Annotated in this window: 25 protein-coding genes, 2 pseudogenes and 2 riboswitches; of the genes and pseudogenes, 11 read left to right on the top strand and 16 right to left on the bottom strand. The window is 43.1% G+C overall.

Translation table 11 applies throughout. The annotated features are described in order from the left end of the window. Positions 1 to 115 precede the first annotated feature (115 nt). Entirely contained in the window at positions 116 to 2,128 is a 2,013-nt protein-coding gene (locus tag DCC82_RS06620; protein ID WP_097354242.1) for a S9 family peptidase, read from the top strand. 41 nt (positions 2,129 to 2,169) lie between these two features. On the opposite strand, the gene DCC82_RS06615 is transcribed toward DCC82_RS06620, so the two are convergent. Together DCC82_RS06615 and DCC82_RS06610 are read right to left on the bottom strand one after the other, a co-directional pair. Beyond that, positions 2,170 to 2,736, bottom strand: coding sequence for a phosphate propanoyltransferase (locus DCC82_RS06615; RefSeq protein ID WP_012749532.1), 567 nt, complete (start codon positions 2,734 to 2,736; stop codon positions 2,170 to 2,172). A gap of 89 nt (positions 2,737 to 2,825) precedes the next feature. Continuing rightward, complete coding sequence (locus tag DCC82_RS06610; protein ID WP_012749531.1) at positions 2,826 to 3,269, bottom strand: MarR family winged helix-turn-helix transcriptional regulator; 444 nt, start codon at positions 3,267 to 3,269, stop codon at positions 2,826 to 2,828. 284 nt (positions 3,270 to 3,553) lie between these two features. On the opposite strand from DCC82_RS06610, the pseudogene DCC82_RS06605 reads away from it, so the two are divergent. After that, a pseudogene (locus tag DCC82_RS06605) lies at positions 3,554 to 4,274 on the top strand (ZIP family metal transporter). Positions 4,275 to 4,316: 42 nt separating this feature from the next. Here DCC82_RS06605 and DCC82_RS06600 read toward each other — a convergent pair. The 5 genes from DCC82_RS06600 to DCC82_RS06580 form a co-directional block, all read right to left on the bottom strand. After that, complete coding sequence (locus tag DCC82_RS06600) at positions 4,317 to 4,859, bottom strand: 1,2-dihydroxy-3-keto-5-methylthiopentene dioxygenase (protein ID WP_012749529.1); 543 nt, start codon at positions 4,857 to 4,859, stop codon at positions 4,317 to 4,319. 24 nt (positions 4,860 to 4,883) lie between these two features. Beyond that, positions 4,884 to 5,525, bottom strand: a complete 642-nt coding sequence (locus DCC82_RS06595) for a methylthioribulose 1-phosphate dehydratase (protein ID WP_089096987.1) — start codon at positions 5,523 to 5,525, stop codon at positions 4,884 to 4,886. Continuing rightward, positions 5,522 to 6,181, bottom strand: coding sequence for a 2-hydroxy-3-keto-5-methylthiopentenyl-1-phosphate phosphatase (mtnX, locus tag DCC82_RS06590; protein ID WP_012749527.1), 660 nt, complete (start codon positions 6,179 to 6,181; stop codon positions 5,522 to 5,524). Before mtnX ends, DCC82_RS06595 begins: the two co-directional genes overlap by 4 nt. Next, a complete protein-coding gene (gene mtnW / locus DCC82_RS06585; RefSeq protein ID WP_097354241.1) occupies positions 6,178 to 7,419 on the bottom strand; it encodes a 2,3-diketo-5-methylthiopentyl-1-phosphate enolase in 1,242 nt (413 codons plus the stop codon). Before mtnW ends, mtnX begins: the two co-directional genes overlap by 4 nt. Before the next feature lie 70 nt (positions 7,420 to 7,489). Next, positions 7,490 to 7,598: riboswitch (SAM riboswitch) on the bottom strand. A gap of 102 nt (positions 7,599 to 7,700) precedes the next feature. Beyond that, positions 7,701 to 8,873 carry a pyridoxal phosphate-dependent aminotransferase gene (locus tag DCC82_RS06580; protein ID WP_097354240.1) on the bottom strand — a complete coding sequence of 391 codons (1,173 nt, stop codon included), beginning with the start codon at positions 8,871 to 8,873 and terminating at the stop codon, positions 7,701 to 7,703. Between the two features lie 100 nt (positions 8,874 to 8,973). On the opposite strand from DCC82_RS06580, the gene DCC82_RS06575 reads away from it, so the two are divergent. The 6 genes from DCC82_RS06575 to DCC82_RS06550 all read left to right on the top strand — a co-directional run bounded on the left by DCC82_RS06575 (position 8,974) and on the right by DCC82_RS06550 (position 16,052). Continuing rightward, positions 8,974 to 9,789 (top strand): carbon-nitrogen family hydrolase, encoded by an 816-nt coding sequence (locus DCC82_RS06575; protein ID WP_012749524.1) that lies wholly within the window; start codon positions 8,974 to 8,976, stop codon positions 9,787 to 9,789. 94 nt (positions 9,790 to 9,883) lie between these two features. Continuing rightward, a riboswitch (SAM riboswitch) is annotated at positions 9,884 to 10,047 on the top strand. 78 nt (positions 10,048 to 10,125) lie between these two features. Further along, positions 10,126 to 11,328 carry an S-methyl-5-thioribose kinase gene (gene mtnK, locus DCC82_RS06570; protein ID WP_097354239.1) on the top strand — a complete coding sequence of 401 codons (1,203 nt, stop codon included), beginning with the start codon at positions 10,126 to 10,128 and terminating at the stop codon, positions 11,326 to 11,328. A gap of 22 nt (positions 11,329 to 11,350) precedes the next feature. Beyond that, the gene (gene mtnA / locus DCC82_RS06565; RefSeq protein ID WP_097354238.1) at positions 11,351 to 12,421 is read left to right on the top strand and encodes an S-methyl-5-thioribose-1-phosphate isomerase; all 1,071 of its coding nucleotides are present in this window, start codon (positions 11,351 to 11,353) and stop codon (positions 12,419 to 12,421) included. Further along, entirely contained in the window at positions 12,408 to 13,553 is a 1,146-nt protein-coding gene (locus DCC82_RS06560) for a sugar ABC transporter substrate-binding protein (RefSeq protein WP_097354237.1), read from the top strand. Before mtnA ends, DCC82_RS06560 begins: the two co-directional genes overlap by 14 nt. Further along, positions 13,550 to 15,097: a sugar ABC transporter ATP-binding protein gene (locus DCC82_RS06555; protein ID WP_097354236.1), complete on the top strand. Its 1,548-nt coding sequence runs from the start codon at positions 13,550 to 13,552 to the stop codon at positions 15,095 to 15,097. Before DCC82_RS06560 ends, DCC82_RS06555 begins: the two co-directional genes overlap by 4 nt. Then, positions 15,042 to 16,052, top strand: a complete 1,011-nt coding sequence (locus tag DCC82_RS06550; RefSeq protein ID WP_097354235.1) for an ABC transporter permease — start codon at positions 15,042 to 15,044, stop codon at positions 16,050 to 16,052. The genes DCC82_RS06555 and DCC82_RS06550 overlap by 56 nt, the downstream gene beginning before the upstream one ends. A 177-nt stretch (positions 16,053 to 16,229) precedes the next feature. Here the strand turns inward: DCC82_RS06550 and DCC82_RS06545 are convergent, their stop codons facing one another. After that, on the bottom strand, positions 16,230 to 16,727 hold the full coding sequence (locus tag DCC82_RS06545; protein ID WP_097354234.1) for a methylated-DNA--[protein]-cysteine S-methyltransferase: 498 nt from the start codon (positions 16,725 to 16,727) through the stop codon (positions 16,230 to 16,232). Beyond that, positions 16,702 to 18,936, bottom strand: coding sequence for a PAS domain S-box protein (locus DCC82_RS06540; RefSeq protein ID WP_097354233.1), 2,235 nt, complete (start codon positions 18,934 to 18,936; stop codon positions 16,702 to 16,704). The genes DCC82_RS06545 and DCC82_RS06540 overlap by 26 nt, the downstream gene beginning before the upstream one ends. Before the next feature lie 197 nt (positions 18,937 to 19,133). On the opposite strand from DCC82_RS06540, the gene DCC82_RS06535 reads away from it, so the two are divergent. After that, entirely contained in the window at positions 19,134 to 20,906 is a 1,773-nt protein-coding gene (locus tag DCC82_RS06535) for a B12-binding domain-containing radical SAM protein (protein WP_012749516.1), read from the top strand. A gap of 9 nt (positions 20,907 to 20,915) precedes the next feature. On the opposite strand, the gene DCC82_RS17620 is transcribed toward DCC82_RS06535, so the two are convergent. Genes DCC82_RS17620 through DCC82_RS17610 form a run of 3 tightly spaced genes read right to left on the bottom strand, consistent with a single transcriptional unit; the run spans position 20,916 to position 21,360 of the window. Continuing rightward, positions 20,916 to 21,062 carry a hypothetical protein gene (locus DCC82_RS17620; RefSeq protein WP_012749515.1) on the bottom strand — a complete coding sequence of 49 codons (147 nt, stop codon included), beginning with the start codon at positions 21,060 to 21,062 and terminating at the stop codon, positions 20,916 to 20,918. Continuing rightward, positions 21,059 to 21,220 (bottom strand): hypothetical protein, encoded by a 162-nt coding sequence (locus DCC82_RS17615; RefSeq protein WP_012749514.1) that lies wholly within the window; start codon positions 21,218 to 21,220, stop codon positions 21,059 to 21,061. The genes DCC82_RS17620 and DCC82_RS17615 overlap by 4 nt, the downstream gene beginning before the upstream one ends. Beyond that, the gene (locus tag DCC82_RS17610; protein WP_167317820.1) at positions 21,220 to 21,360 is read right to left on the bottom strand and encodes a hypothetical protein; all 141 of its coding nucleotides are present in this window, start codon (positions 21,358 to 21,360) and stop codon (positions 21,220 to 21,222) included. The genes DCC82_RS17615 and DCC82_RS17610 overlap by 1 nt, the downstream gene beginning before the upstream one ends. A gap of 104 nt (positions 21,361 to 21,464) precedes the next feature. On the opposite strand from DCC82_RS17610, the gene DCC82_RS06530 reads away from it, so the two are divergent. Continuing rightward, complete coding sequence (locus DCC82_RS06530; RefSeq protein WP_012749512.1) at positions 21,465 to 21,809, top strand: DUF3905 domain-containing protein; 345 nt, start codon at positions 21,465 to 21,467, stop codon at positions 21,807 to 21,809. Positions 21,810 to 21,970: 161 nt separating this feature from the next. Here DCC82_RS06530 and DCC82_RS06525 read toward each other — a convergent pair whose 3' ends face one another. Beyond that, positions 21,971 to 22,171, bottom strand: a complete 201-nt coding sequence (locus DCC82_RS06525) for a hypothetical protein (RefSeq protein ID WP_233252943.1) — start codon at positions 22,169 to 22,171, stop codon at positions 21,971 to 21,973. Between the two features lie 133 nt (positions 22,172 to 22,304). On the opposite strand from DCC82_RS06525, the gene DCC82_RS06520 reads away from it, so the two are divergent. Then, positions 22,305 to 22,514 (top strand): alpha/beta-type small acid-soluble spore protein, encoded by a 210-nt coding sequence (locus DCC82_RS06520; RefSeq protein ID WP_012749511.1) that lies wholly within the window; start codon positions 22,305 to 22,307, stop codon positions 22,512 to 22,514. Positions 22,515 to 22,758: 244 nt separating this feature from the next. Here the strand turns inward: DCC82_RS06520 and DCC82_RS06515 are convergent, their stop codons facing one another. The 3 genes and pseudogenes from DCC82_RS06515 to DCC82_RS06505 form a co-directional block, all read right to left on the bottom strand. Next, positions 22,759 to 23,724, bottom strand: a complete 966-nt coding sequence (locus DCC82_RS06515; protein ID WP_097354232.1) for an anti-sigma factor domain-containing protein — start codon at positions 23,722 to 23,724, stop codon at positions 22,759 to 22,761. Next, positions 23,721 to 24,467 (bottom strand): RNA polymerase sigma factor SigI, encoded by a 747-nt coding sequence (gene sigI, locus DCC82_RS06510; RefSeq protein WP_233252942.1) that lies wholly within the window; start codon positions 24,465 to 24,467, stop codon positions 23,721 to 23,723. Before sigI ends, DCC82_RS06515 begins: the two co-directional genes overlap by 4 nt. Before the next feature lie 157 nt (positions 24,468 to 24,624). After that, positions 24,625 to 25,665, bottom strand: a pseudogene (locus DCC82_RS06505) (APC family permease); the annotation flags it as partial. Positions 25,666 to 25,736: the final 71 nt, after the last annotated feature.

Raw genomic sequence — 25,736 nt, 5'->3', positions numbered from 1 at the left:
TTGAAGCAGTCAAACTTCTTTGGAAGCCCCCACTTCAAATTTTCGCTAGAAAATTAAGTGGGGGTAGTTCACCGAAACAATATAGAGAAAATTCTTAATAAAGGAAGTGGCTTGGATGACTGTACAGGACGTAAAGAAAAAACTGCGCGTCATCACTGCGGAAGATCTTTTCCGCATTCGCTTTGTGAACGATCCTCAATTTTCACCAGATGGCGAGAAAGTCATCTTTGTGCAAAAAACGATTGATGACGAACGGGAATACCGCTCCCACCTTTTTCTCCTGACATTAGCGGACGGCAAAGTGAACCAATGGACGTTCGGAAAAGTAAAAGACGCTTTTCCACGTTGGTCCCCGGATGGAAAAACAATCGCGTTTCTTTCCAACCGCTCCGGAAAAACGCAGATTTGGCTTCTTCCAACAGACGGCGGGGAAGCACGCCAGTTAACCGCATTAAAAAACGGAGTGCGCCATCTGCGCTGGTCGCCGGACGGGCGGTTTCTTGTAGCACTCACTTCTCTTGGCAAGAAAGAAACGTTAGAAGAACGTGAGGAGCAAAACAAAAAAGAGAAAGAAAAACGCGAGTTAACACCACTTGTCGTAGAGCGGCTTCAATATAAATCCGATGCAGCAGGATTTCGCGATGATAAACAAGATGTGCTCATTCGCATCAATGTAGAAACAGGCGAGATCCAATCTCTGACAGACAGAGATGACGAAATCGGCTCATTTGCCATATCCCCTGACGGCAAAACAGTCGCGTTTGTCGCCAATCGGAGCAATGAGCCTGATTTTACGTTTACGCGCGACATATTTCTCCTTGATATCGACAGCGGAAAAACGACAAAAGTCACAGATGGAAACGGGCTTTTCACTTCGCTGTCTTGGTCTCCGGACGGAAAAACGCTCGCGGCGATTGGGCATGACCTCAAATATTTAGGTGCTACGTTAAATCGAGTTTGGATTTTCGATCTTGTTAGCGGAGAAAAACGGGCGCTTACCGCAGATTGGGATGTGCATGTCGGTGATGCGATGGTAGGAGATATGCATTCCGACGCGCCAAGTCCTGGACTCATTTGGGATAAAGAAGGAAACGGCGTGTATTTTCTTGCTTCCGAACGAGGGCGCGTCAACCTTCATCATGTAGCGTTAGACGGAACAATTACACCATCTGTAGTCGGCGATTTCCATCTATATGGATTAACGATTCACCCGCATCAACATATAGCGATTGCGGCAATTAGCGAACCAACCCATATCGGCGACTTATATACCGTTTCTCTTCATGATGGAAAACGAAACAAACTGACAAATGCGAATAAGGAGTTGGAAGAAGAAATTGTCCTTTCCGAACCGGAGACATTCGCCTATCCATCCCGTGATGGCTGGAACATTCAAGGATGGATAATGAAGCCCTCTCATCTCGAACAAGGACAAAAAGTGCCGCTTATCGTCGAAATCCACGGTGGTCCGCACGCGATGTACGGTTTTACTTTTTTCCATGAAATGCAGGTGCTTGCTGGCAAAGGATATGCGGTGCTGTTTACGAATCCGCGCGGCAGCCACGGCTATGGACAAACATTTGTCAATGCCGTACGCGGCGATTACGGCGGGATGGACTATGAAGACATCATGAGCGGCGTCGACTATGTGCTCGAGCATTTTGATTTTATCGATGAAACGCGCCTCGGCGTTACAGGCGGAAGCTACGGCGGATTTATGACGAACTGGATCGTCGGGCATACGGACCGCTTTAAAGCCGCGGTAACGCAGCGTTCTATTTCCAACTGGCTCAGCTTCTATGGAGTGAGCGACATCGGTTATTTCTTCACAGAATGGGAAATCGGCTGCAATGTGTGGGAAGATCCAGAGCGGCTTTGGCACCACTCTCCATTGAAATATGTGAAAAACATTCGAACGCCGCTATTGATTCTCCATAGCGAAAAAGATTACCGCTGCCCGATCGAACAGGCGGAACAGCTGTTTATTGCGCTGAAACATTTAAAGCAGGAAACGAAGCTCATCCGCTTCCCGGAAGCGAACCATGATCTGTCCCGCAGCGGTCCGCCGACGCTTCGTCTTGAACGGCTGAATCATATTGTCGGTTGGTTTGAACAACATCTATCATAAAACGAAAGTCCCGTTATCGGGACTCTTTTTTTATGATGCCGTTATTGGATTAACTCGACATAATCTCCTGTTTTCAATCCTGCCGCATTCGCTTCGTCTGTATCAATATGCATGTCCAGCGCGAAATTTTCGTTGACTCGGACAATTACTTCATCAAAAATTAAAGCGCGTTCCCCTTGCGTTTTCACTTTCACCGCTTGCTTATCTTTTACTCCGAACGTTTCCGCATCTTTCGGGGTCATATGAATATGCCGTTTCGCAATAATGACTCCTTTATCCACAGTTACCGTCCCGTTTGGACCGTGAATGGTAATGCCCGGTGTTCCTTCGATGTCCCCCGACAAGCGAATGGGAGCTTGCACTCCAAGTTTAAAACTGTCCGTCTTGGAAATTTCCAGCTGTGTCATCGAGCGGGCAGGACCTAGCACACGGACATTTTCTATTTTTGCTTTTGGCCCTTCAACGGCAACCGTTTCCTTGGCGGCAAATTGTCCTGGCTGCGACAGCGGCTTTAACACCGTTAACTCCGCATCTTCACCAAACAATTGCGCCAGATGTTCTTTCGATAAATGAATATGGCGATTGGACACCCCAACTGGGATCATCATAAATTATCTCCTCCTTTTCCTTTTACAGCTTATCCTTTTTTCAAAAAATAAGTGGCTGCAATAAGCAGCCACTTATTTTAGACGAACAGCTATTCTCTTTTTGCACCGTATCCCAGCTTTTTCAATAACGCAATCGCCTGTTCCTTTTCTTCAGGAGTCAAGCCGGAAACGGTTTCGTGAATCGTCTGCGCATGCTCCGGGAAAACCTTTTCGATAAACGCTCTTCCCTTTTCCGTAATCGAAGCATATGTGACACGGCGGTCTGTTTCACATGCTTTTCGCACAATTAACCCTTTTTGCTCCAGCTTGTCTATTACATATGTAATGCTGCCGCTAGCGAGCAAAATTTTGCCGCCAATTTGCTGCAACGGCTGATCCCCTTTATGGTAAAGCAATTCTAAGACCGCAAACTCCGTCGGATTCACGCCAAATGATTGAATCGACTTATTCACTTGATCGCCGACAGATCGATATGCTCTTGATAATACAATAAACAATTTTAGCGATTGTTCAATGTCTTTCTCTCTCGTCATCCACAATCAAACCCTTTTGTCGGTTAAATTCAACGTCATTGTCAGTACTTATATTCCATCATTCTCTTCTCTAAAAATATTTTCTTATTTGCATTATACTTGAAATATTAAACACGGTGCAAATCTTTTTTAGGAAACCTGCGTTCCGGCAAGCGAGAATACTCGCTATTTGGTTATTTTTGTTTATTTAGTATATGATAAAATTATACTTATTCCTTGGGCGGTTATCACCTTTTATTTCAAAACGCATATAAAAACACTAAAGGTACGGAAAGGAGGATTTGATGAAACAAGTATTCATTGGGAGTATACTTTCCGCGTTATCCACTGGATTAGGTGCGATCCCAATTTTATTTTTGGCGAAATCGATTACTCACCGCTGGCGGGACATATTGCTGGCGTTTTCAGCTGGAATTATGATGGCGGCTTCCATGATGAGTTTAATTCCTGAAGCATTACAGGCAGGCAGTTTTTTCACTTTAACAATCGGGTTATTTTTTGGAGTCCTTATTTTAACCATTTTGGAAATGACGGTTCCGCATATTGATTTAGAACATACAAAAAAAGGAATTCAGTTTGATGAAAAAGCGATGCTCATTATTGCAGCCATTACGTTACATAACATTCCAGAAGGATTGTCGGTCGGGGGCAGCTATGCTTCGAACGTATCGGAAACAGGGAATTTAATCGCGCTAGCCATTGGATTACAAAACGCTCCGGAAGGATTTTTAGTCGCGCTTTTTTTAATTCATCAACAGATTGGAAGATGGAAGGCATTTATCATCGCTACACTTACAGGAGCGGTTGAAATCGTGACATCACTTCTCGGATTTTATTTAACGCGAGCTCGTCCCGTATGGCCTTGCATTCGCCGCAGGTGCAATGTTGTTTATTATTTATAAAGAACTCATTCCGGAAAGCCACGGGGATGGAAATGAGCGGACATCTACCTATTCGTTTATCATTGGCATATTATTTATGATTTTTTTAGTAGAATCGTTTTAATAAAAACACCCCCTGCCCGAAGGAGACAGGGGGTTACCGCCATTACTGGCCTACTTCTTCTTTTTCTTCATACGGATGGGCGACCCAGCCGGACGGATCGATAAACAGGCGGACAGCGACGACTTGGCGGTCATCCATTAAGGTGAAATAATGCGGGTTTCCTTCTGGCACGGAAATGACATCGCCCGCTTCAAGTTCGACATCAAAATAGCCTGTTTCGCTGTCCCCTTTGATGATAAAAATGCCATGGCCAGCAGTAATAGCGCGCACCTCGTCTTCCGTATGAATGTGCACTTGTTCAAACTTTTTCAACAGTTCATCCAAATTCGGCGTCGCATCCGATAAGGCGACGATATCCCAAGTTTTGTAGCCTCTTCTCGCCGCCAAATCTTCAATTTCTTCTTTAAACGTCGCCAAAATTTCCTCTTTTTCTTCGTCGGTCAATACATATTTGTCGCGCAAATGTTCCGGCAGTTTGTTAATGTCCCAATGCTCGTACAACACGCCTTGTTTGTTTAAAAAGCTGCGGACATTTTCTTCTCCTTCAATCACTTCTCCCGTTTTTCTCACTTTGATTACTGCCATTGGAATTTCCCCCTTTATCAATTTTTATGGTTTAACAACCGGCTGCACGGCGGTCTGCTTTAGGAGCAGCCACTTGACGTGCCAGCTGAATAAAAACTCCCATGCTTCTAAAAACTTCTTTGCCTCAAACGCGTCTCTTCCCCATACGGTGATGCCGTGGTTGCGGATCAATACCGCACCGGCATCGCCGTTTACATGCTTGGCAAATTCCTTCGCAAGCGTTGGAATATGCGCGTAATTCGGAATAATCGGAATGCGGATGACCGCATCTTCTTCCCAAATCCCAAACGCTTTAATAATTTCCTGGCCGGAAAACGCAACTTCTCCGTCATCTCCGTACAATTCGGAGATAACATTATTGTCGATCGTATGGACGTGGAGACCGCAGCCCGCGTTCGTTTTCTTGTAAATTTCCACATGCAAAAGCGTTTCGGCGGACGGCTTTAAATGCGTATTCTCCACTGGATTTCCAGAAGCATCGACAAGCAAAAAATCTTCGTCTGTCTGCTTGCGTTTGTCTTTGCCGCTCGCCGTGACTAAAAAAGTGAGCGGGTCATCGGTTACCTTGATCGACAAGTTTCCGCTTGTGGCAAAAAACCAATCGCGCGCCGCCAATTCCGCTTTTATCTCGGCAAGCTCTTTCCATCTCTTCACAAGTAAACTCATGACTTCACCTCCATCGTCTCCAGAAAATGAATGACATCGAAAAACGTTGTAAACGGCGTATGCGGAATATCTAGTTCTTGGCATTTTTGCAGCAAAAAGTCACGGGCGATAACATGATCCGCCAGCTTTGCCACTGCTAAATCAGTGATCGAATCGCCGATGACGATATGAAAGGCATCAGGCTTTGTCAATTTTCGAAGCAACGACGGCTTGCAGCAGCCGCAGCCGTTTTGACACTGTTCATCACATGAATGCGGCCATGTAATGCGAATTGTCTCTCCGCTGAAATCAGAGCCATTGCAAAAGATGCGCTCTTTTTCGATGAGCCCTTCTAAAAGCGGATAGACAAAAAAGTCGATGCCGCCGCTTATGACATATAGCGAAATATCACGTTCCTTCGTAAACGCGACAAATTCGCGAAACCCGTCGCGGATGCGGGCATTTTGTAAAATGAAATCGACAATCTCTTCTTTCCAACCCGATGGAAGAAGGGAAAACATCGCGCCAACCCCTTCTTGCACCGAGATTCGCTGTGATAATATATCGTCTTTTAACGTTTCCCACTCCGGCGGCGCAAACCGTTTCATAATCGCGATAATGTTGTCATTGTCTGTAATCGTCCCATCAAAATCACAAAAGATGATTGGTTTTGTCATGATGTCACCTCTACTGCGCCCCATAAGTCAATCGCCTTTCGCAATGCCTCATTTTCGCGCGCTGCTTCATGAAGCGATTTTCCGGCAAGAGCCGCATCGATCGCAGCGCGAAATGCTCTGCCGCCTCCTGCTGCTCCGTCTGGATGTCCGTGTATGCCGCCGCCTGCATTGACGATGCTATCTATGCCAAAATCGCGGAACAACAATGGCACAAGCCCTGGATGAATGCCAGCTGACGGAACTGGGAACGACCGTTTAAACGGCTCCTTATCATTCGTCAACTCCGCGGCAATGCCAAGCGCCTCTTCTTTATCAAGAGCAACGCTTCCGTATGGCGATGGAAAAAGCACAAAATCTGCACCAACAAGGCGAAGCAATTTGCCAAGCAGCAAGGATGCTTTTATTCCGTAAAACTCCGATGGAGTAAACGCCCCGCTGAATGCCGGATGAGCCATGATCGGAATGGTGATCTCATCATCTTCTCGCAACCCTTGGAGCACATCCAAACCGTACGCAAATACGTTAAATAACAATACATCGGCTCCTAATTCGACTGCGCGTTTTGCTTTCTCCTTCAATTCGAACGTTTTTCCAGTCAAGTTCACCGCATATAACGTCCGTTTTCCTGTCTTTTCGTACACTTCGTTTAACACCGCTTTTCCAGCCGTAATTCGCTTTTCAAACGGCGTTAATTCGTTTTCAAACAAAATTTCATCGTCTTTAACGAGATCGACCCCGCCGAGCGCTTGTTGTTTCAGCTGCTCGGATAAGTACGTTAAATCGCGGCCGATCATCCCTTTAAAAATGCTCATCAGAAGCGGGCGTTCATATACACCCACTTTTTTGCGGATTTCGTCAATGCCAAAACGCGGGCCAGGAAACTTTCTTTTCCATTCGTCGGAAAACGTTAAATCTAGCAATCTCACTTCTCCATCCAGCGACAATTTGCCAAACACCGTCGTTAAAAGCGCCGGAATATCCGCGCTAAAGTTTAAGCTCGGGTATGCAATGCGAACGATTCCACGCTTCAATCGCTTTCCAAAGTAACGGTTGGCGCGTTCGTTCTCCTCGAGTTCTTGTACGCTTACAACTACTCCTTTATGCTTGCGCAATTGTTCCTGCTCAAGAAGCGGCAAATCCGTCCACGAACCAACGGTCAACCCAAGCGCAATTCCTTCCGCCTTTTTCTCTAAATCTTTTTCATCGTGAATAAGATATGTGGCAATTACTTGACTCATGATCATCCCTCTTTCTGTTCATCCATCAAAAAAACCTCTTCATAAGAAGAGGCTTTATTTATTCACGCTCTTCTTATCTCTCAGCGTTTCCGCTGCAAGAATTAGCACCGTGCTTAACCGTCGTTAAGCCGGTTGCCGGGCTTCATTGGGCTTGTCCCTCCGCCTGCTCTTGATAAGAGTGCTTGCAATATCGTATTCACTTTTCAAACTATTCGCGCTCGAAAATTTAATTTGAATTATGACAGTATTTTTTCGCTCTGTCAATCATTTTTTAACCCATTTTAGAAAAGACCAAGCTTCGCAATCCGTTCCGCCGCTTCTTGCAGGCGGGATTCGCTTGTTAATAACCCAACTCGCACATATCCTTCTCCATGCTTGCCAAATCCAATTCCCGGCGCGACAACGACATGCGCTTTTTCCAGCAAATAATCGGAAAAACGTTCCGATGTCCATCCGTTCGGCACCGGAAGCCACGCAAAAAATGAACCTTTTGGGGCGTCGACATCCCAGCCAATTTGCCGAAACGCGTCAATAAGCGTATTGCGCCGCGATTCATACAGTGCGACAAGCTCTTCCACGCAGCGCTGCGAAGAAAGCAATGCGGTTGCCGCCGCTTCTTGAATGGCGCCAAACAAACTCACATATAAATGGTCTTGCAGCAAGTTAATCGCCGCGATCACGCTCTCATTTCCAACGGCAAACGCCACGCGCCAGCCCGCCATATTATATGTTTTGGAGAATGTATAAATTTCAACGCCAATTTCTTTTGCCCCCTCTGCTTGAAGAAAGCTGACCGGTTTTTTTCCGTCAAAGCCAATCGCACCGTAAGCAAAATCATGAACGACGCAAATACCGTGTTTTGCGGCAAACGACACCGTTTCTTCAAAAAACTCCTTAGAAGCGATCGCCCCGGTTGGATTATTCGGATAGTTTAAAAACATGATTTTTGCTTTTTCCGCAATATTTGCAGGAATTTCATCATAATCAGGCAAAAACTGATTTTCCGCACGCAATGGCATCATCACCATTTCCGCGCGCGCCAGCGCAATCCCCGACCAATAATCCGGATATCCCGGGTCAGGCACGAGCACAATATCGCCTGGATTGGCTAAACATTGCGGGATCTCCACAAGACCCGCTTTCCCGCCAAACAAAACCGCCACTTCTTTTTCCGGATCAATGGCAACGCCGTATTCGCGCTCATAAAACTTAGCAACGGCGCGTTTCAAAAAGGAATACCCTTGAAATGGCGAGTATTTGTGATATTTTGGGTTCGCCACCGCTTTTTGCATCGCCTCCACGATATGCGGTGGAGTCGGCTGGTCGGGATTTCCTTGCCCTAAATTGATGATGTCATGCCCCTCCGCCATTTTTTTTGCGACTTTATCGACAAGCGAAGCAAAAAACTGTTTTGGAAGGCTCTGCAATAACTCAGATAGTGGAAATTGTTTCATCGCGTTAACACCTTCTCAAAAATTTTCTTGAAATTCTAGTGAAAAATCATATATCGTAAAAATCAAAATGTAAAGTAAAATTTTTTCGAGGTGAATGTTCATGACGATAAAAATCGCATGTCTTCAGCTAGATATCGCTTTTGGCAATCCTAATGAAAACGAACGGCGCGTTGAAAGAGAAATAGAAAAAATTTCAAAAAATCACCCAGATATTATCGTCCTTCCTGAACTATGGACGACTGGCTATGACTTAACCAGACTCGATGAGATTGCCGATGAGGGCGGTATGCGTACAAAAGCGTTCATTCAAAAACTTGCCAAGTCGCATCATGTCAATATTGTCGCTGGATCAATTGCCAGAAAAACAGATCGCGGCGTCACCAATACAATGTACATCGCCGACCGAAACGGTATCATCGTTGGCGAATATAGCAAACTCCATTTGTTCCAGCTGATGGATGAACATCTTTACTTACAGCCAGGGGAAGAAATGGGATTGTTCACATTAGAAAACACTCGATGTGCAGGCGTCATTTGTTATGACATCCGCTTCCCAGAATGGATTCGCGTCCATATGGTCCAAGGGGCGGAAGTGTTATTTGTCGTTGCCGAGTGGCCGCTTCCTCGCCTTTCGCATTGGCGTACACTGCTTGCGGCGCGCGCGATTGAAAATCAATGCTACGTCATCGCGTGCAATCGCGCTGGAAGCGATCCAAACAATGTCTTTGCCGGTCATTCGCTGGTGGTTGACCCATGGGGAGAAATCATTGCAGAAGCAAATGAAGAACCTTGTACGTTAATGGCACAAATCGATCTTCAAAAAGTAAGAGAAGTGCGAAAACAAATCCCGATTTTTGCGGACCGCAGAGCTAACGACTACATCGCTGCAGAAAAAAATTTTTTAAAAAAGAGTTGACAAATCATTTCGTGACCATGTATGATTCGTATCAAGCATAAAACTTCAAAATTGTCAACATAGCGAAAATTAAAAAATTGAATATGCTGACACACTCTTATCAAGAGTTGGCTGAGGGAATTGGCCCAATGAAGCCCAGCAACCGACCGTAATACTATCGTGAGATAGGGCGCACTTTTTGGCGCCGGAAGTTCTCTACTTCCGCAGGGCACGGTGCTAAGTCCAACAGAAAGACTAAGTCTTTCTGAAAGATAAGAGGTGCGAAGATACGGAATCTTCAAGCCTCTTTCTATGCAGAAAGAGGCTTTTTAATTTACATGAAGGAGGATTTGCATTATGTCAGTTTCTCATCCATCGGTTTATGAACCATTAACGGAACAAGGCGCAATCTCTTTGGCAGTCCGGCTTGGGCTCTTTCCGGAAGGAACACCGCTTGCCTGCCGCGAAATTGGCGACGGCAACTTAAATCTGGTTTTCCGCGTTGTCGATCAGCAAACAAAGAAAGGAATTATCGTAAAACAAGCGCTCCCGTATGCAAAAGTAGTCGGTGAAAGCTGGCCGCTCACATTAAAACGCGCTGTTATTGAAAGCAATGCGCTGCGCACATTCGCAAGCTATGTTCCGCAATATGTGCCAAAAGTATACTATTCCGATGAATCTTTGGCAATTACCGTTATGGAAGATTTATCTCACTTGCAAATCGCCCGCAAAGGGTTGATTGAAGGAAAAACATATCCGCTTTTATCGCAGCATATTGGCGAATTTATCGCAAAGACATCGTTTTACACTTCCGACTTTGGCATGAATCAACAAGAAAAAAAACAACTGGCGCAAAGTTTTGTTAATCCGGAATTATGCAAAATCACCGAAGACCTTGTATTTACCGATCCGTTCTTTAATCATGAAACGAACAACTTTGAAGACGAGCTTCGCGATGATGTAGAAGCGCTTTGGAACGATGACAAGCTCCGCTTAGAAGTCGCCAAATTAAAGCGCAAGTTTTTAACCGAAGGAGATGCGCTCATCCACGGTGATTTGCATACCGGAAGCATTTTCGCCAGCGATGAAGAAACGAAAATCATTGATCCAGAGTTTGCGTTTTATGGCCCGTTCGGTTTTGACATCGGCCAATTTTTCGCAAACTTGCTGTTAAATGCGTTGTCCCGCCCAGGACAACAACAAGAACCGTTATTTGCTCATATCGACAAAACTTGGGATGTATTCGCGACAATCTTTTCTGATCTTTGGCGCACTCACAATGTAGAACCATATGCAAAAACAGAAGGATTGTTAGAAGACGTGCTGCATCACACGTTTATTGACGCGATCGGCTTTGCCGGATGTGAAGTCATCCGCCGCACGATTGGATTAGCACATGTTGCTGACCTTGATGGCATTGAGGATAAAGAGGAACGCTTACAAGCAAAACGTTATGCCCTTCGTCTTGGTAGAAGCCTCATTTTGCAACGTGAAACATTATCTAGCACTAAAGAAATCCGTTCCCTTTTCGCACAAACAGTGCTTGCAGCAACGAATTAACACAATGAAAGGAAGGACCATAATGGCAGAACCATTCACAATCCCGCGCTCTGTGGAATGGAACGACACTCATATTACAATTTTGAATCAACAAAAGCTACCATTAGTGACGGAATATTTGGAATTAAAAGATATTGAAGATGTACGGGACGCAATCGCCACGTTAAAAGTACGCGGCGCACCGGCGATCGGCATTACGGCTGCTTACGGCCTCGCTCTTTCTGCACAGCAATATGAAACAGAATCACTGGAAAAATTTAAAGAGCACGTGCGAAAGGACCGCGACTACTTAGCAAGCTCTCGTCCAACCGCAGTGAACTTGTTTTGGGCATTAGACCGGCTTGTTTCCAGCATCGCCCACGTTTCCTCTGTTAACGAAGCAAAAACGACGCTCATCCATGAAGCGATTCGCATTCAAATTGAAGATGAAGATGTATGCCGCCGCATCGGAGAGCATGCCCTTTCCTTATTTCAAAACGGCGACCGCGTTTTAACCATTTGCAATGCTGGTTCGATCGCAACCGCCCGCTATGGCACGGCGCTTGCTCCGTTTTATTTAGCGAAAGAAAAAGGGATGAATCTTCATGTTTACGCGTCGGAAACTCGTCCGGTCCTGCAAGGAGCAAGATTGACGACGTGGGAATTGATGCAAGCGGGGGTAGACGTCACTCTTATTACCGACAATATGGCGGCGCAGACGATCAAGGCGAAAAACATTACCGCTGTCATTGTCGGCGCCGACCGAATTGCCGCCAACGGTGACACTGCCAACAAAATCGGCACCTTTGGACTGGCGCTGCTCGCTAAAGCGTTTGGCATTCCATTTTATGTCGCCGCGCCATTATCGACCATTGATTTAGCAACCAAAACAGGGGAAGAAATTCCGATTGAAGAACGCAATCCAGAGGAAGTGACGCATATCGCCGGAACGCGAATCGCTCCAGAAGGAGTAAACGTTTATAATCCAGCGTTCGATGTAACACCGCACGACCTTATCACGGCCATTATTACCGAAAAAGGGATCGTCCGCGGCAATTATGAAACTGAACTGCCAGCACTGTTTGCAAAGGAGGCTCACCATGAAGCAATTTAGACTTAACTATTTAGTCGCATTTCTTTTTTCCATTATCGCCATCCTTAGCGGCTGCATGAATGAACAAGACGCCGTCAGTTCGAAACCGGCCAAACAAGAAAACAGCACGGCCGAAGAAGCAAGCGAAACAACAGCTGCAACAACCGAACAAGCAGATATCCCTGAAGAATTAAAAAAACCAATAAAAATTGCCGCCATTATGCAAATGTCGATCGGCACGTTTTCTTCTCAGTATATCGCTGGCGTAAAAGAACAAGTGCAAAAATTTGGCGGCGAAGTGCAAATTTACAATGCGGATAACGACTTAACGAAAATGGCTTCCTATGTCGAAACAGCCATTACGCAAAACGTCGATGCGATTCTATTAGATCACGGACGCGCTGATGCGTTGGAAGGTCCGGTGAAAAAAGCAGTCGAAAAAGGCATTCCTGTTGTCGCATTCGATAACGATTTAAACATCCCAGGCGTAACAGTGATTGACCAAGATGACTACAGCCTTGCATGGAAAACGTTAAAAACATTGGCCGAAGACTTAAACGGCGAAGGAAACATCGTCACCATTTGGGTTGGCGGATTTACACCGATGGAACGTCGTCATGTGATTTACGATGCGTTTAAAAAACGCTATCCGAACATCAAAGAAGTGGCGAAATTTGGTACGGCCAGCGCCAATACCGCTTTAGACACACAAACGCAAATGGAAGCGATTTTGAAAAAATATCCGAATAAAGGCGATATTGACGCAGTGTTTGCGACTTGGGATGAATTTGCCAAAGGCGCAACGCGTGCGATCGAGCAAGCAGGACGCAATGAAATTAAAGTATATGGCATCGATTTAAGCGATGAAGATTTGCAAATGATGCAAAAGCCAAACAGCCCTTGGGTCGCTACAACAGCAACGGATCCAGCCGAAGTCGGTCGCGTTCAAGTTCGCTTTGCGTATCAAAAAATTGCTGGCGAGAAAACGCCAAACATTTATTCACTAGAACCGCATTTAGTCAAACGATCCGATTTGCCTAACCAACAAGTTTCGATGAATGAGCTTCACCAATACATTTCCGGCTGGGGGCAATCAAATGTTGCCATTTCCCCTTGGATGAAAACATTGGAAGCACAGGTGAAAAACAAATGAACGGTCTTTATATGAACAATATTTATAAATCGTTTGGCACGGTAAACGTATTAAACGGCGTGAATCTCCATGTACAAAAAGGAGAAGTTCACGCCCTTTTAGGGATGAATGGAGCCGGGAAAAGCACATTGATGAAAATTCTCGCCGGCGCCCTTTTTCCAGACAAAGGCACGATAACAATAGATGGAGAAGAGCGCCGATTTTCTTCTCCTGCTGATGCGAAAAAAGCAGGCATTGGATTAGTTGTTCAAGAGGTCGATACCGCCCTGTTTCCATCGCTGACCGTCTATGAAAATATTGCTGCTGGCGATATCGCTGATACAAAACAAAAGCCGTTCCTTTCATGGAAACAGCAAAAACAGCGGGCCGCAGAGCTTTTGCGCCAAGTCGGTCTGTCGATTTCGCCGAACAAGCTTATTCGCGAATGCACCTTGCATGAAAAACAGCTCATCGTTTTAGCAAAAGTGCTCTCCTCATCGGCCCGATACATTATTTTAGATGAGCCGACCGCCGCGCTCAGTGAAACAGAGACGAAGCGGCTGTTTACAATTATCAACGATTTAAAAGCACAGGGAGTTTCATTCATTTATATTTCTCACAAATTGAAAGAGGTAAAAGAGATTTGCGACCGCGTCACCATCTTGCGTGACGGAAACGTCGTCCACCATGGCGATGTTTCCACCCTTTCACTAGAAGAAATGATTCAACATATGGTTGGACGCGTTTATACAACCGTGCAAAAAGAAGCACGCACATACAGTGATGACATTCTTTTCAAAGTGGAACAGCTGCGCATCGCGAAAACAGGCACAACCGTCGATTTGGAAATTCATAAAGGGGAAATCGTCGGCATTGCCGGACTTGCTGGAGCCGGGAAAACCGAACTCGCCGAAAGTCTAATCGCCCATACAAAAACGACAGGAGAATGGTGGATCGACGGAAAACGTTACACGTTCTCCTCACCGAAAGAAGCGATTGCAGCCGGCATTTGCCTCATTCCGGAAGAGCGGAGAAAACAAGGGCTTTTCTTAGATGAAACAGTCCGTACGAATCTTACGGTTCGGCTATTATCATCATTAACAAAGTGGCAATGGGTATTGCAAAAGAAAGAAACACAAGTTGCTCAACAGTTAGTGGATGCATTGCGAATTCACCCGCCTTTTCCGCAAATAGTCGCCAAACAGTTAAGCGGCGGCAACCAGCAAAAAGTCGTCATTGGCAAATGGTTAAAGACAAACGCTGATGTATTCATTTTTGATGAACCGACAAAAGGTATTGATGTCAACGCGAAACAAGAAGTATTTTCGATCATCCGCTCCCTCGCCGATGAAGGAAAAGCGATTTTATATTTAACGAGTGAATTTCAAGAACTGCTTGATATCGCTGATACGATTTACATCATGGTAGACGGGCAGCTTGTCAAACGTGTTTCCGCGCGTGATATCACCTATGAACAATTGATTTATTACTGCAGCGGAGGTGATTTGGATGGCACAACCGGCTGTTTCGGTCGCCAAGAAAAAGCAAGCGCCATCTCTTCTTGAATTTTTATATAAGCATGGCACACTGCTTGCCATTCTCGTTGTCATTGCTTATTTTGGCATTACTCTTGATCGGTTTTTTACGTATGAAAATTTCAGCGATATTTTACGGTCTATTTCCATCGTCACACTCGTCGCTATTGGCATCACCTTTTCTCTAATTGTGGATGGATTTGATTTATCTGTTGGTTCGACCGTCAGCCTAGCAACGATCGCAAGCGCCGCGGCACTCGTATTATACCGCCAGGAAATTCTAGTGACGTTGCTTGCTCCGCTTTTACTGGGAGTCGCCGTCGGCTTATTAAACTCGTTATTAATTGTGAAATTAAAATTGCCGGATTTACTGGCTACATTGGCGACGATGTATGCGATTAACGGCGTGCAGCTGACGTACACGAAAGGATTTTCCATTTACAACGACATGCCGCTTCCAGACGGAGGAACGGCGCCGGGCAAATTCATTCCTTCCTTTTTATTTATCGGTCAAGGGGAAGTATTCGGCATTCCGTTTTCTGTTTTATTAATGCTAGTGGTCGTCATTGCTGCTCATCTATTTTTAACATATACCAAACCAGGAAGATTGTTTTATATGACGGGAGAAAATCGGGAAGCAGCACGGCTTTCGGGAATCCCTGTCAATCGCTACCGCACTTACGCTTACGTGATCAGCGGATTTTTTGCCGCGCTCGGTGGGATTGTCCTCGCTTCCCGCATCGGAACAGGACAAGTATCAGCAGGAGCCTCCTTTTTAATGGATGGAGTAGCTGCCGCTTATATCGGCTTTTCCGTGTTTGGCGCGGGAAAACCGAACGTCATCGGCACGCTGTTTGGCTCGATTTTAATGGGGGTTCTGCTCAATGGACTAACGATGATGAACGTTCCGTATTACGCTCAGGATATCATTAAAGGGGCTATTTTAGTCGGGGCGCTTGCGTTATCGCACATGCAAAAAAAATAGGAGCGTTTCCCCTTCTTAATCATAAACAAAGCTATCATTGCCGACAGTTGACGAGCGAAAAAAAGATGGCAATGATTAAAAGCCGGCCCAATTGCAAAAAACAAAGTGTACTACATCTAATTTGTTACATCACGCAGGCCGTAAAAAAACTAGAAGCAAGTGCTGCTTCTAGTTTTTTTATATCGTCCGATACCGTCTTTCCAACTGTAATAATCGTTCTTTTACATTTGTCCGGTTGCCAGCATATCCCGTAAGCGAACCATTTTTTCCAACCACTCGATGGCACGGAACGAAAATAGCCAGCTCATTTGCTCGATTTGCCTGTCCAACCGCCCGCACCGCTTTCGGGCGGCCGATTTTTTCAGCAATATCACTGTAGCTGACCATCGTTCCGTACGGAATTTCACAAAGCGCCTGCCATACTTGTTCCTGAAATTCCGTCCCTTTCCATTTTAAAGGCAAGTGAAATGCTTTCCGTTTGCCATGAAAATATTCGTCAAGCTGTTGTACAGCGTTTTCTAATAAAGGAGAATTGCTTTTTATCATTTCATATTGTTGACGGAGCTGCTGCCAATCTTCCTCAAAAAGTTCAACACTTACAATCGCCTCGCCGTCGGATATAACGTAAATACAGCCAAGCAGATCTGACTTATATATGCTGTATTCCAGTTTCATGTTCATCCTCTTTCTCCACTCGTTCAATCGGAAGTGTGATATGAAACGTCGTACCAACGTCAACTTCACTTTCCACATCAATTTTTCCTTGATGTTCTTCAATAATTTTATAACTAACCATCAATCCAAGTCCAGTACCGCGTTCTTTCGTCGTATAAAACGGTTGGCCAAGCTTTTTGATTTTATCTTGCGGAATACCGCAACCTTGATCTGTAATGGAAATGCGGATATGACTATCATCAAGCCGATTAATTCGAACAGTAACCTCTCCGCCTTTTGGCATCACTTCAATCGCATTTTTTAATATATTAATAAACACTTGCTTCAATTGGTTCGGTTCGCAATAAATGAATGGGATATGCGGCGCGAAATCAGCGACAATTTGCACGTTATGCATCGTCGCTTGGGCGCTAATTAAATCGATCGTATCTTGCATGATTTTGCATACATCATTTTGTTGATATTGAATCGCCTGCGGTTTAGCAAGGACAAGAAATTCGGTAATGATCGATTCGATTCGCTTCAGTTCAGACATAATAACATTAAAGTACATGGAATAGTCCTCTTTAATACTTCCTTGTAATAATTGGATAAATCCTTTTAGCGCCGTCATCGGGTTGCGGATCTCATGAGCAATGCCCGCGGCAAGTTCCCCTACAACATTAAGGGTATCAGATTTTCTTAGCTGCAACTCCATTTCTTTTCTTTCAGTAATGTCACGCAGCATAATCATTCCTACACCTGGGATGATTTCCTTCTTTAGTGAAAACTCTACAATTTTTTGTTTCCCGCCATTTGAAAAATCCATCTCTGCATACGCTTCTCCCAAACGATCACATTGTTGAGCCAATTTATAGAAATGTTTCCGTTCTTTTTCCGGGATAAACGCTGTAATCGGCCGATGAAGCAATTGTTCTTTCGTTGCTTGAAAAATTTCACAAGCGATCGGATTCACATCTAAAATGTGATAACCTTCTCCCCATAATAATATTCCGTTCATAGAATGGTCAAAAATGCTGCGGAATTTTTGTTCACTCTCGCGCAGTTCCCTTTCCATTTTTCTCCGTTCTGTAACGTTGCGGAAAATAGTCAAATGATAGCCATCAATCGCTCCTTGCTTCATCGTAAACTCAAGTTGTTTATCTTGTCCATTTGGCATATGGAATGTTAATTCGTCGCGGATTTCTCCTTTTATGCGGAACTCCGCAAATACACGCTGTACTTTTTCATCATCGTGGTCAAGGAAATCAAGCAAATTTTTCCGAACAAGTAAATTCAGCGGCAGCTCAAACGTCCGGCTTGCGGCATGATTTGCGTTCAAAATATGCCCCTGGTCATCCCAAATCAAAATCGCCTCATGAGCTTGTTCAAAAATGGCACGAAATCTTTCTTCACTTTTTTGCAATTTTATTTCCATATTCTTCCTCTCAGTGACATCTCGCATAATCGCCATGTAAAAACCGCTATATACGTTTGATGTCGTTGTAAGTTCAAACATTTTTACCGTACCGTCAAAACGGACGAGCGATAATTCCCCTTTTGCCGTTCCTTTTTCTTTTAATTCAGCAAGAAGACGCACAAAATCATCGACACATTCTTTAGAGATAAACTGCTGAAACGATAAATTTAGCAGCTTCTCTTTTTCTAAGTTTAAACTCATGCAAAAAGCAGGATTCACATCAATAAAACGGCCAAATTCATCGAAAATCACAATGCAATCTACCGCGCGGTTAAACACATCTTTAAATAGAAACTCATGAATAATCCGCTCTCTCTCAAGTGCTTTGTGAGCGGAAATATCACGCATAATTACTAAATCAAATTCGTTAAACGCGTCTTTTTTCATTGAAAACTCAATATGTTTCACTTTTCCGTTCCTTAGCTTTATGAGCAGCTCATCGCTAAATGAGCCAAATTTATGTAACATTGATTGCTGAAACATTAAAATATCCGGAGGGACTAAGTCAAGAAACATCGTCATCTTTTTTCCAATCAATTCATATTTCTCCATTTCGAATAGTTGACATGCCGCTTCATTCACATCCACAAATTCGCCATTTTTATTAAAAATGACAATCGCATCCAAAGATCGCTCAAAAATAATTGAATAGCCATTTAACCGTTCTTTTAACCGTCTATTTTCTTCTTCTAATGACTTTACATCCACTATCAAGCTTTGTTCTTCACGGGGAGAAAGGCTATTATTCATGTTTATCCCTCCTTCTCCAAACCATATCAAATTATTATATATTCTCTGCCGAAAAATTTACTCCTTCCGTTTATTCGAAAAATTCCATGAAAATAAATTTTTCCAATGTTCGACAAGTTTTTCTTCTTTTTCTTTTGTCTAAAATATGTTATATTAAAATGTTGTTTTACAATGCTCTCATAAAGGGGTTTATTTCGATGAATATTATTTGTACGACATTAAACTCGAAATATATTCATACGAATTTAGCGATTCGCTACTTAAAGGCATACGCCCAGCCAGAGTTTGATATAAAGCTTGTCGAATATACGATTAAAGATCCGGCGATGAACATCGTGACCGACCTTTATCGAAGAAAACCAGATATTATCGGATTTAGCTGCTATATTTGGAATATCGAAGAAACCATTAAAGTCGTAAAAATGTTAAAAAAGATCGCTCCTGATATCACCATTGTCGTCGGCGGTCCAGAAGTGTCCTATGACGTGCGCGAATGGATGGAAACCGTGCCGGAGTTTGATTTTATTGTCATCGGTGAAGGGGAAGAAACGTTTAAACAATTTTTGATGGAGATGCATGGAGATCGCAACTTCCACAACGTCCACGGGCTCGCGTTTCGCCATCATGGGGACATCTTTATTAATCCGCAGCGAAATAAAATTCGCTTAGCCGATATGCCATCACCATTTCGTTTTCCAGAAGATATTCCACATTTACCGAAACGCATTACGTATATCGAAACGAGCCGCGGCTGCCCGTTCAGCTGCCAGTTTTGCTTATCATCGATCGAAGTCGGAGTCCGCTATTTCGACCGGGAAAAAATTAAAGAAGATATCCGCTATTTAATGAAGCATGGAGCGCGCACGATTAAATTCGTCGACCGTACGTTTAACATCAGCCGAAGCTATGCGATGGATATGTTTCAATTTCTTATTGATGAACACGTTCCGGGAACCGTATTTCAATTTGAAATTACGGCAGACATTATGCGTCCGGAAGTCATCGAGTTTTTAAACAAAGAAGCACCACCAGGACTGTTCCGCTTTGAAATCGGTGTGCAATCGACAAATGATGAAGTAAACCGGCTTGTCATGCGCAAACAAAATTTTGAAAAATTAACCCGCACTGTGATGATGGTGAAAGAAGGCGGAAAAATTGCTCAACATCTCGATTTAATTGCCGGACTTCCGGAAGAGGACTATACATCATTCCGAAAAACGTTTAACGACGTTTTCGCACTCCGTCCGGAAGAATTGCAGCTAGGCTTTTTAAAAATGCTTCGCGGCACCGGCCTTCGCCTGCGCGCAAAAGACTATGGCTACGTATTTATGGATCACGCACCATATGAAGTATTGCAAAATAATGTGCTTTCTTTTGATGACATCATCCGCATTAAACAAGTAGAAGATGTGTTAGAAAAATATTGGAATGCGCATCGGATGGATGAAACGATCGAATATTTAGTAACAAACGTATTCCCATCGCCATTTGATTTCTTCCAAGAATTTGGCACATACTGGGACGAACGCGGCTGGGCGAAAATCGGGCATCAGCTTGAAGACCTATTCCGCCGTCTACATGAATTTTTGCAGACAAAAAAACTGGATGAACTTCCAATCATTGAAGCGTTAATGAAATATGACTATTTACGCAATCAAAAACATAAGCCGCGCAAACCATGGTGGGAAGAAAAAACGGACAAATCGCTGCGTTCCTCGCTTTATCGCCAGCTGCTCGAACATCCGGAACAATTAGGGAACGAATTCGTCTCACTGGAATTGAATGAAAAAAAATTATTTAAACATACGGTCATGGAAATAATCGAATTTGACATCGGCCATTATCTGAAAACAAAGGAAATACGTCTGACCCCAACGGTGATGATTGCTTATTTTGATCCCGTCCAATTGCAAACGAAAATTTTTTCCGCCCCGCTATCTTCCTTTTCAAATGCCGCAATAAAAAAGTAGGGTTTATCCCTACTTTTTCTTTTTCGCTTTTTTCTGTTGTTTTCTCTCTTCCATTAGCTGAAGCGGCTGATGGGCGTTAAAATCGCCAAATTCAAACGCCATTTCCTCGCGTGCTTCGTTATGTTGGCGTTCTCGTTTTTCTTCTCTCATCTTCATTGTCCATCTCCTTGGCGCGCTTTTTTCGAATTGCGGTTCGCTCCGCGGCTCATGTCTTCTTCTCCCGCATACTGCGCTGCAAATTCTGTATCCGGTAAGCTTTCTGTCGGCGTTTTGTTATTGTTTTTCGCTGCATTAAACTTCACTTTTCGCTTCATTACTTACTCCCCCTCTCATGTTTATAAGCGATTAAGATGATTTCTTCTCCTGTTTCTTCACGCAACCGTTTTTCCAGCTCTTGCACTTTTTTTAACGTCTGCTCTTTCAGGTCAGCAACTGGAAATGAACTGTTTTTCAATGGGCATCACCCTTTGCCATTTTTCTTATTTTCCCTTAAACACTGTACGGTTTATTCATAACCATATATATTTTTGCTCACACTATAATTGAGGTGATATCCACATGGATCAAGATAAAAAAGTCGAATCGCCAATTCTTGATGAGACAATGCCTCATCAAATCCATGCTCCATCATTTAAGGGAACTGGCATAAAAACACAGCCTCCATTTGTCAATAAATATGGTGTCGTAATCGGCGACAGCAAATATAACTCGCCAAATTCGCCGCTGAATCACTGGAGTGATGAGATCGATCCAAGCATTATGGCAGGCGATGAATGGGTGCACCCGACAAACGACATCGGCTGGAATACAGAAGAAAATCGCGAGCTTCTCGAAGCAAAACGGCGGTCCCAAAGGGTTCCATTTATGCACCCAAGCATTGATACAAGTTATGGGCAAGATTAGCCTATCATTTCGAAACAAAATTATTTTCAAAAAGCAAAAAGGGATATCCTCACTATTGTGATATCCCTTTTCCTATGCTTGCTTTACGGTTTTATGCTTTTTGTATACATGTTTCGCATCAGTAATCGTATCAAGACACCGCTTTACTTCGAAATTATGCTTCATGTTACTTTTTCTTTTTCTGGTTTAATCGCTACAAATGTGATGGCGCTTGCCAGAAAACATAATGCAACTAACAGAAACAACAGCATGGATGTCTCCCTTTTCATCAGCAGCGCAGCAAGAGGCGGTCCCATAGCGACACCGATAAACCTTAACGAGCTGTAAAATGAAGTCACCGTTCCCCGCTCTTTTTTTTTCAATCCCTCCTGTAATTTTCTCATCACAAATTTATACCAAACCTACCCTTAAAAACCTTTAATTCCCATTATACAACTATTCTAATTCCATATACTAAACATGCAACACATTTTAAACATGAGGAGGCTGAAAACAATGGCAAGATCAAGCAATAAATTGCTTGTTCCTGGAATTGAACAAGCGTTAGATCAAATAAAATATGAAATTGCCCAAGAATTTGGCGTACAATTAGGAGCAAATACGGTTTCTCGCGCAAATGGCTCTGTCGGCGGCGAAATTACAAAACGGTTAGTCGCACAAGCACAAAGCCAACTTTCCGGATCTGCTTTCCAAAAAACCGAATAAAATGGCGATTAAAGCCGAGTGAATGGACTCGGCTTTATTAATCGTTTTTCTCATTTTTATGTATATTTTCCTTTTCATGTTGACCACGTTCGAATGATTTTTCGAAGTTCTTGTCATAGTCTCGTTTCCAATGATGCTCGTCCTGTTTATTGTTTTTTTTGATGATGTTTCCAATGATGATCATATGAGGATGAATGATTGCGGTGATGCTGGTTCTGGCTATCGCTCTTTTTTGGATAATGTTTCAGGTGGCGATCATCCGATCGATCGCTGTTATGATATTTATTATTTTTTGCGGATGATTTATGATTTTTGTCATTTTCACCCTGTTCCTTATCGTTACTTTTTTTTGTTCATCTTTTTCCTCGAATGGATATTTCTTTTCATTACTATTATTTTCTTCCCGTTTCTGTTTATCTTTCTTTTGCAATGAATGGTTGTTCCCTCGATTCTTCTCATCTTTTTTGTTTAATGAATGATTGTCCATCGGATATTCATTCTCTCCATCATTTTGTTCCAACGGTTTTTCTAGTTTTTTCGCTTTTGTCGACTCTGGTGAAACCGTCTTCATTTTTTGTTCAATTTGCAGCAGTTTTCCCGTTGTCACTCCCTTTTTTACCGCTTTATTTCGTACTTCCATCGTGCTTTCTTCTGTCTTTACGATAATGTTTTTCTGCTGATACGAATGTTGGATTTTCTTTAATTCTGTAGAAAGCTCCCGTGAAGATGCAGCACGGTGTTTTCTCTCCACCGCTGTAATCAATACTTGACCCCCTTCTTGCAAATATCCTTTTTGCATACTTAATTCAATAATTTCCATGGTAATATCAACAAACTCTTTTTTCTTCCAATGAGAAAGCTGTGAAACAATCCTTTTTCCTTCCTCGTTGTAAGCCTTTAATTTTAACACTTTTAGCTGCTCATCCACTCCAACTTCGATGCTTGGATTAATATCAATCGACATATAAGCGTACACTTCATTAGAAGGAAAATGAAATAATGTTGTAACTAAAAGTACCACCGCCGCCACCAAGCTTGTTATGACATATCGAAATGAACGACGACGAACAATGGGCCTTTTTATCACCTTCGCTTTAATCTCTTCTCCTATTTCATAATCTCCATCTTTTTTTACTTGAATAAATTCCCCCTCAGTCGTTAATAATGTGACAAACTCTTCATCTAATTCTAATACGATCCCTTTTTTCACGATGGAAGCACCCCTTTTATATAATCCTTTAAATAAACATAATTCCCAGCTAAAATAATCGCCACCGCAATAATATATTTTCTATTTCTCTCTATCGTTTTTCGGCTTACTTCGGCAATATTTTGCAGTTGTTTAATCGGTAATTGCTTTTTTCGAAAAAGCCATTCGAGCATTTCCTCATCTTCAACTAACAATTTAGCGACATTAATCGCATTTATTCGCGCATCTTTATGTTTTGGCGACTGTTCGATAAGGTCATGAAAATGAATCCCAAATTCCTTTAACACTTGTTGATAATGAATAATTTCTTCGCGACGATGTTCTTGCTCCACTTGCTTGTAAAATTCATCCATGGATAATTTTGTATCCAAGTATGTTTGGGCTGAATTTTCCTCATCTTCATTTGTATGTAAAATAATGTTCTTCTCTTTTGCTTCTTTACGAATGTAATCGATTAAGCGCCTTTTAATAAGCAGTTCGGCAAAAGAAATAAACGAACCTCCTTTATGAGGTGCGTATTTTTCAATGGCTTCATTAAATGCGATTAAACCGATGCTTAGTTCGTCATCCCCTTCGTGAATAAATCGTTTGCACACATTTGAAACCGTCTTGGCAATAAAAGGTTTATATTGTTGAATTAATTGATTATGCAATACTTTATTTCCTTGTTGAATTTCATGAACTGTTTGCTCAATCGTTCTCTCCTTCTTTAATGAAAATAATATGCTAAACATGGATTCCACCCCATTTGTTAAAGAGACGACCTAGCCTCCCTAAGGATATCATTCGTACATGTTAGCGTAATTTTGATCGTCATTCAATCGGAAATTTGTTACATTTTTCTTATTAAGACTCCTTTATTAAAAAAAAAGACCTTTGCCATTAGGGCAAAGGTCCCTCTTAGCCATTTATTATCCTGATTTTTTCCTCTGTTGCTTCTTCTACATTATTCAGCGTGCTATGTTTGCGTCCATATAAGAAGTAAATGACAAGGCCGATTGCAAGCCATGATACGAAACCAATCCACGTCATTGGAGGAAGCTGAAGAACTAAATACCCGCAAAACGCAACGGCCAATAATGGAATAACTGGAACGAACGGAACCCGAAAGGCGCGTTTTAAATGCGGCTGCGTTTTCCGTAAAACAAGTACGCCGACGGAAACGGTAATGAACGCAAACAATGTGCCGATATTTGTCAATTCTGCAAGCTTATTTAAAGGTATCACTCCCGCAAATACCGAAACAATGATTCCTGTAAGCCAAGTGTTCACATATGGCACCTGCCGAACTGGATTCACTCTCGAGAATACTTTCGGAAGCAAACCGTCACGGCTAATTGCGTAAAATAGACGAGTTTGTCCATATAGCATAACAAGCAGCACCGTCGTAATCCCAGCAATCGCTCCTAACGAAATAAAACCGGCAACCCAATCTTGGTTAATATAGCTTAACGCAAAAGCGACAGGATTTTTTACATTTAATTGATCATACGGAACAATTCCTGTCAGTACAAGGGAAACAGCAATATATAACAAAGTACAAATAAATAAAGACGCAATAATTCCTATCGGCATGTTTCGCTGCGGATTGCGCACTTCTTCCGCCGCGGTCGAAACCGCGTCAAAGCCGATATATGCAAAAAAGACAGTTGCAGCGCCAGTTGCTACTCCGGAAAATCCAAACGGCATAAATGGCGACCAGTTTTCCGGTTTTACATACCATACACCGACAGCGAGGAACAATAATACGACAGCGACTTTAATCACAACCATAATCGCATTAAAACGGGCAGATTTTTTTACTCCAAGATTCAACAAAAATATAATGAAAAGAATAATACAAATTGCCGGTAAATCGATAAATGTTCCCTTTGCCGGATCATATGCGTTTGTCAATGCTTTTGGAAGCTCAATGCCAAATCCGGAAAGCAGTCCTTGGAACTGAACCTCTGCACGACTAAAGTCGGCAGGTTCTTGTGTACTAAAGAGCTTCGTCTATACCTTCGTATAGA

It is taken from the genome of Geobacillus sp. LYN3 (assembly GCF_003064505.1).
Lineage (GTDB): Bacteria > Bacillota > Bacilli > Bacillales > Anoxybacillaceae > Parageobacillus_B > Parageobacillus_B toebii.
This window is presented reverse-complemented; position numbering and strand designations above follow the sequence as displayed.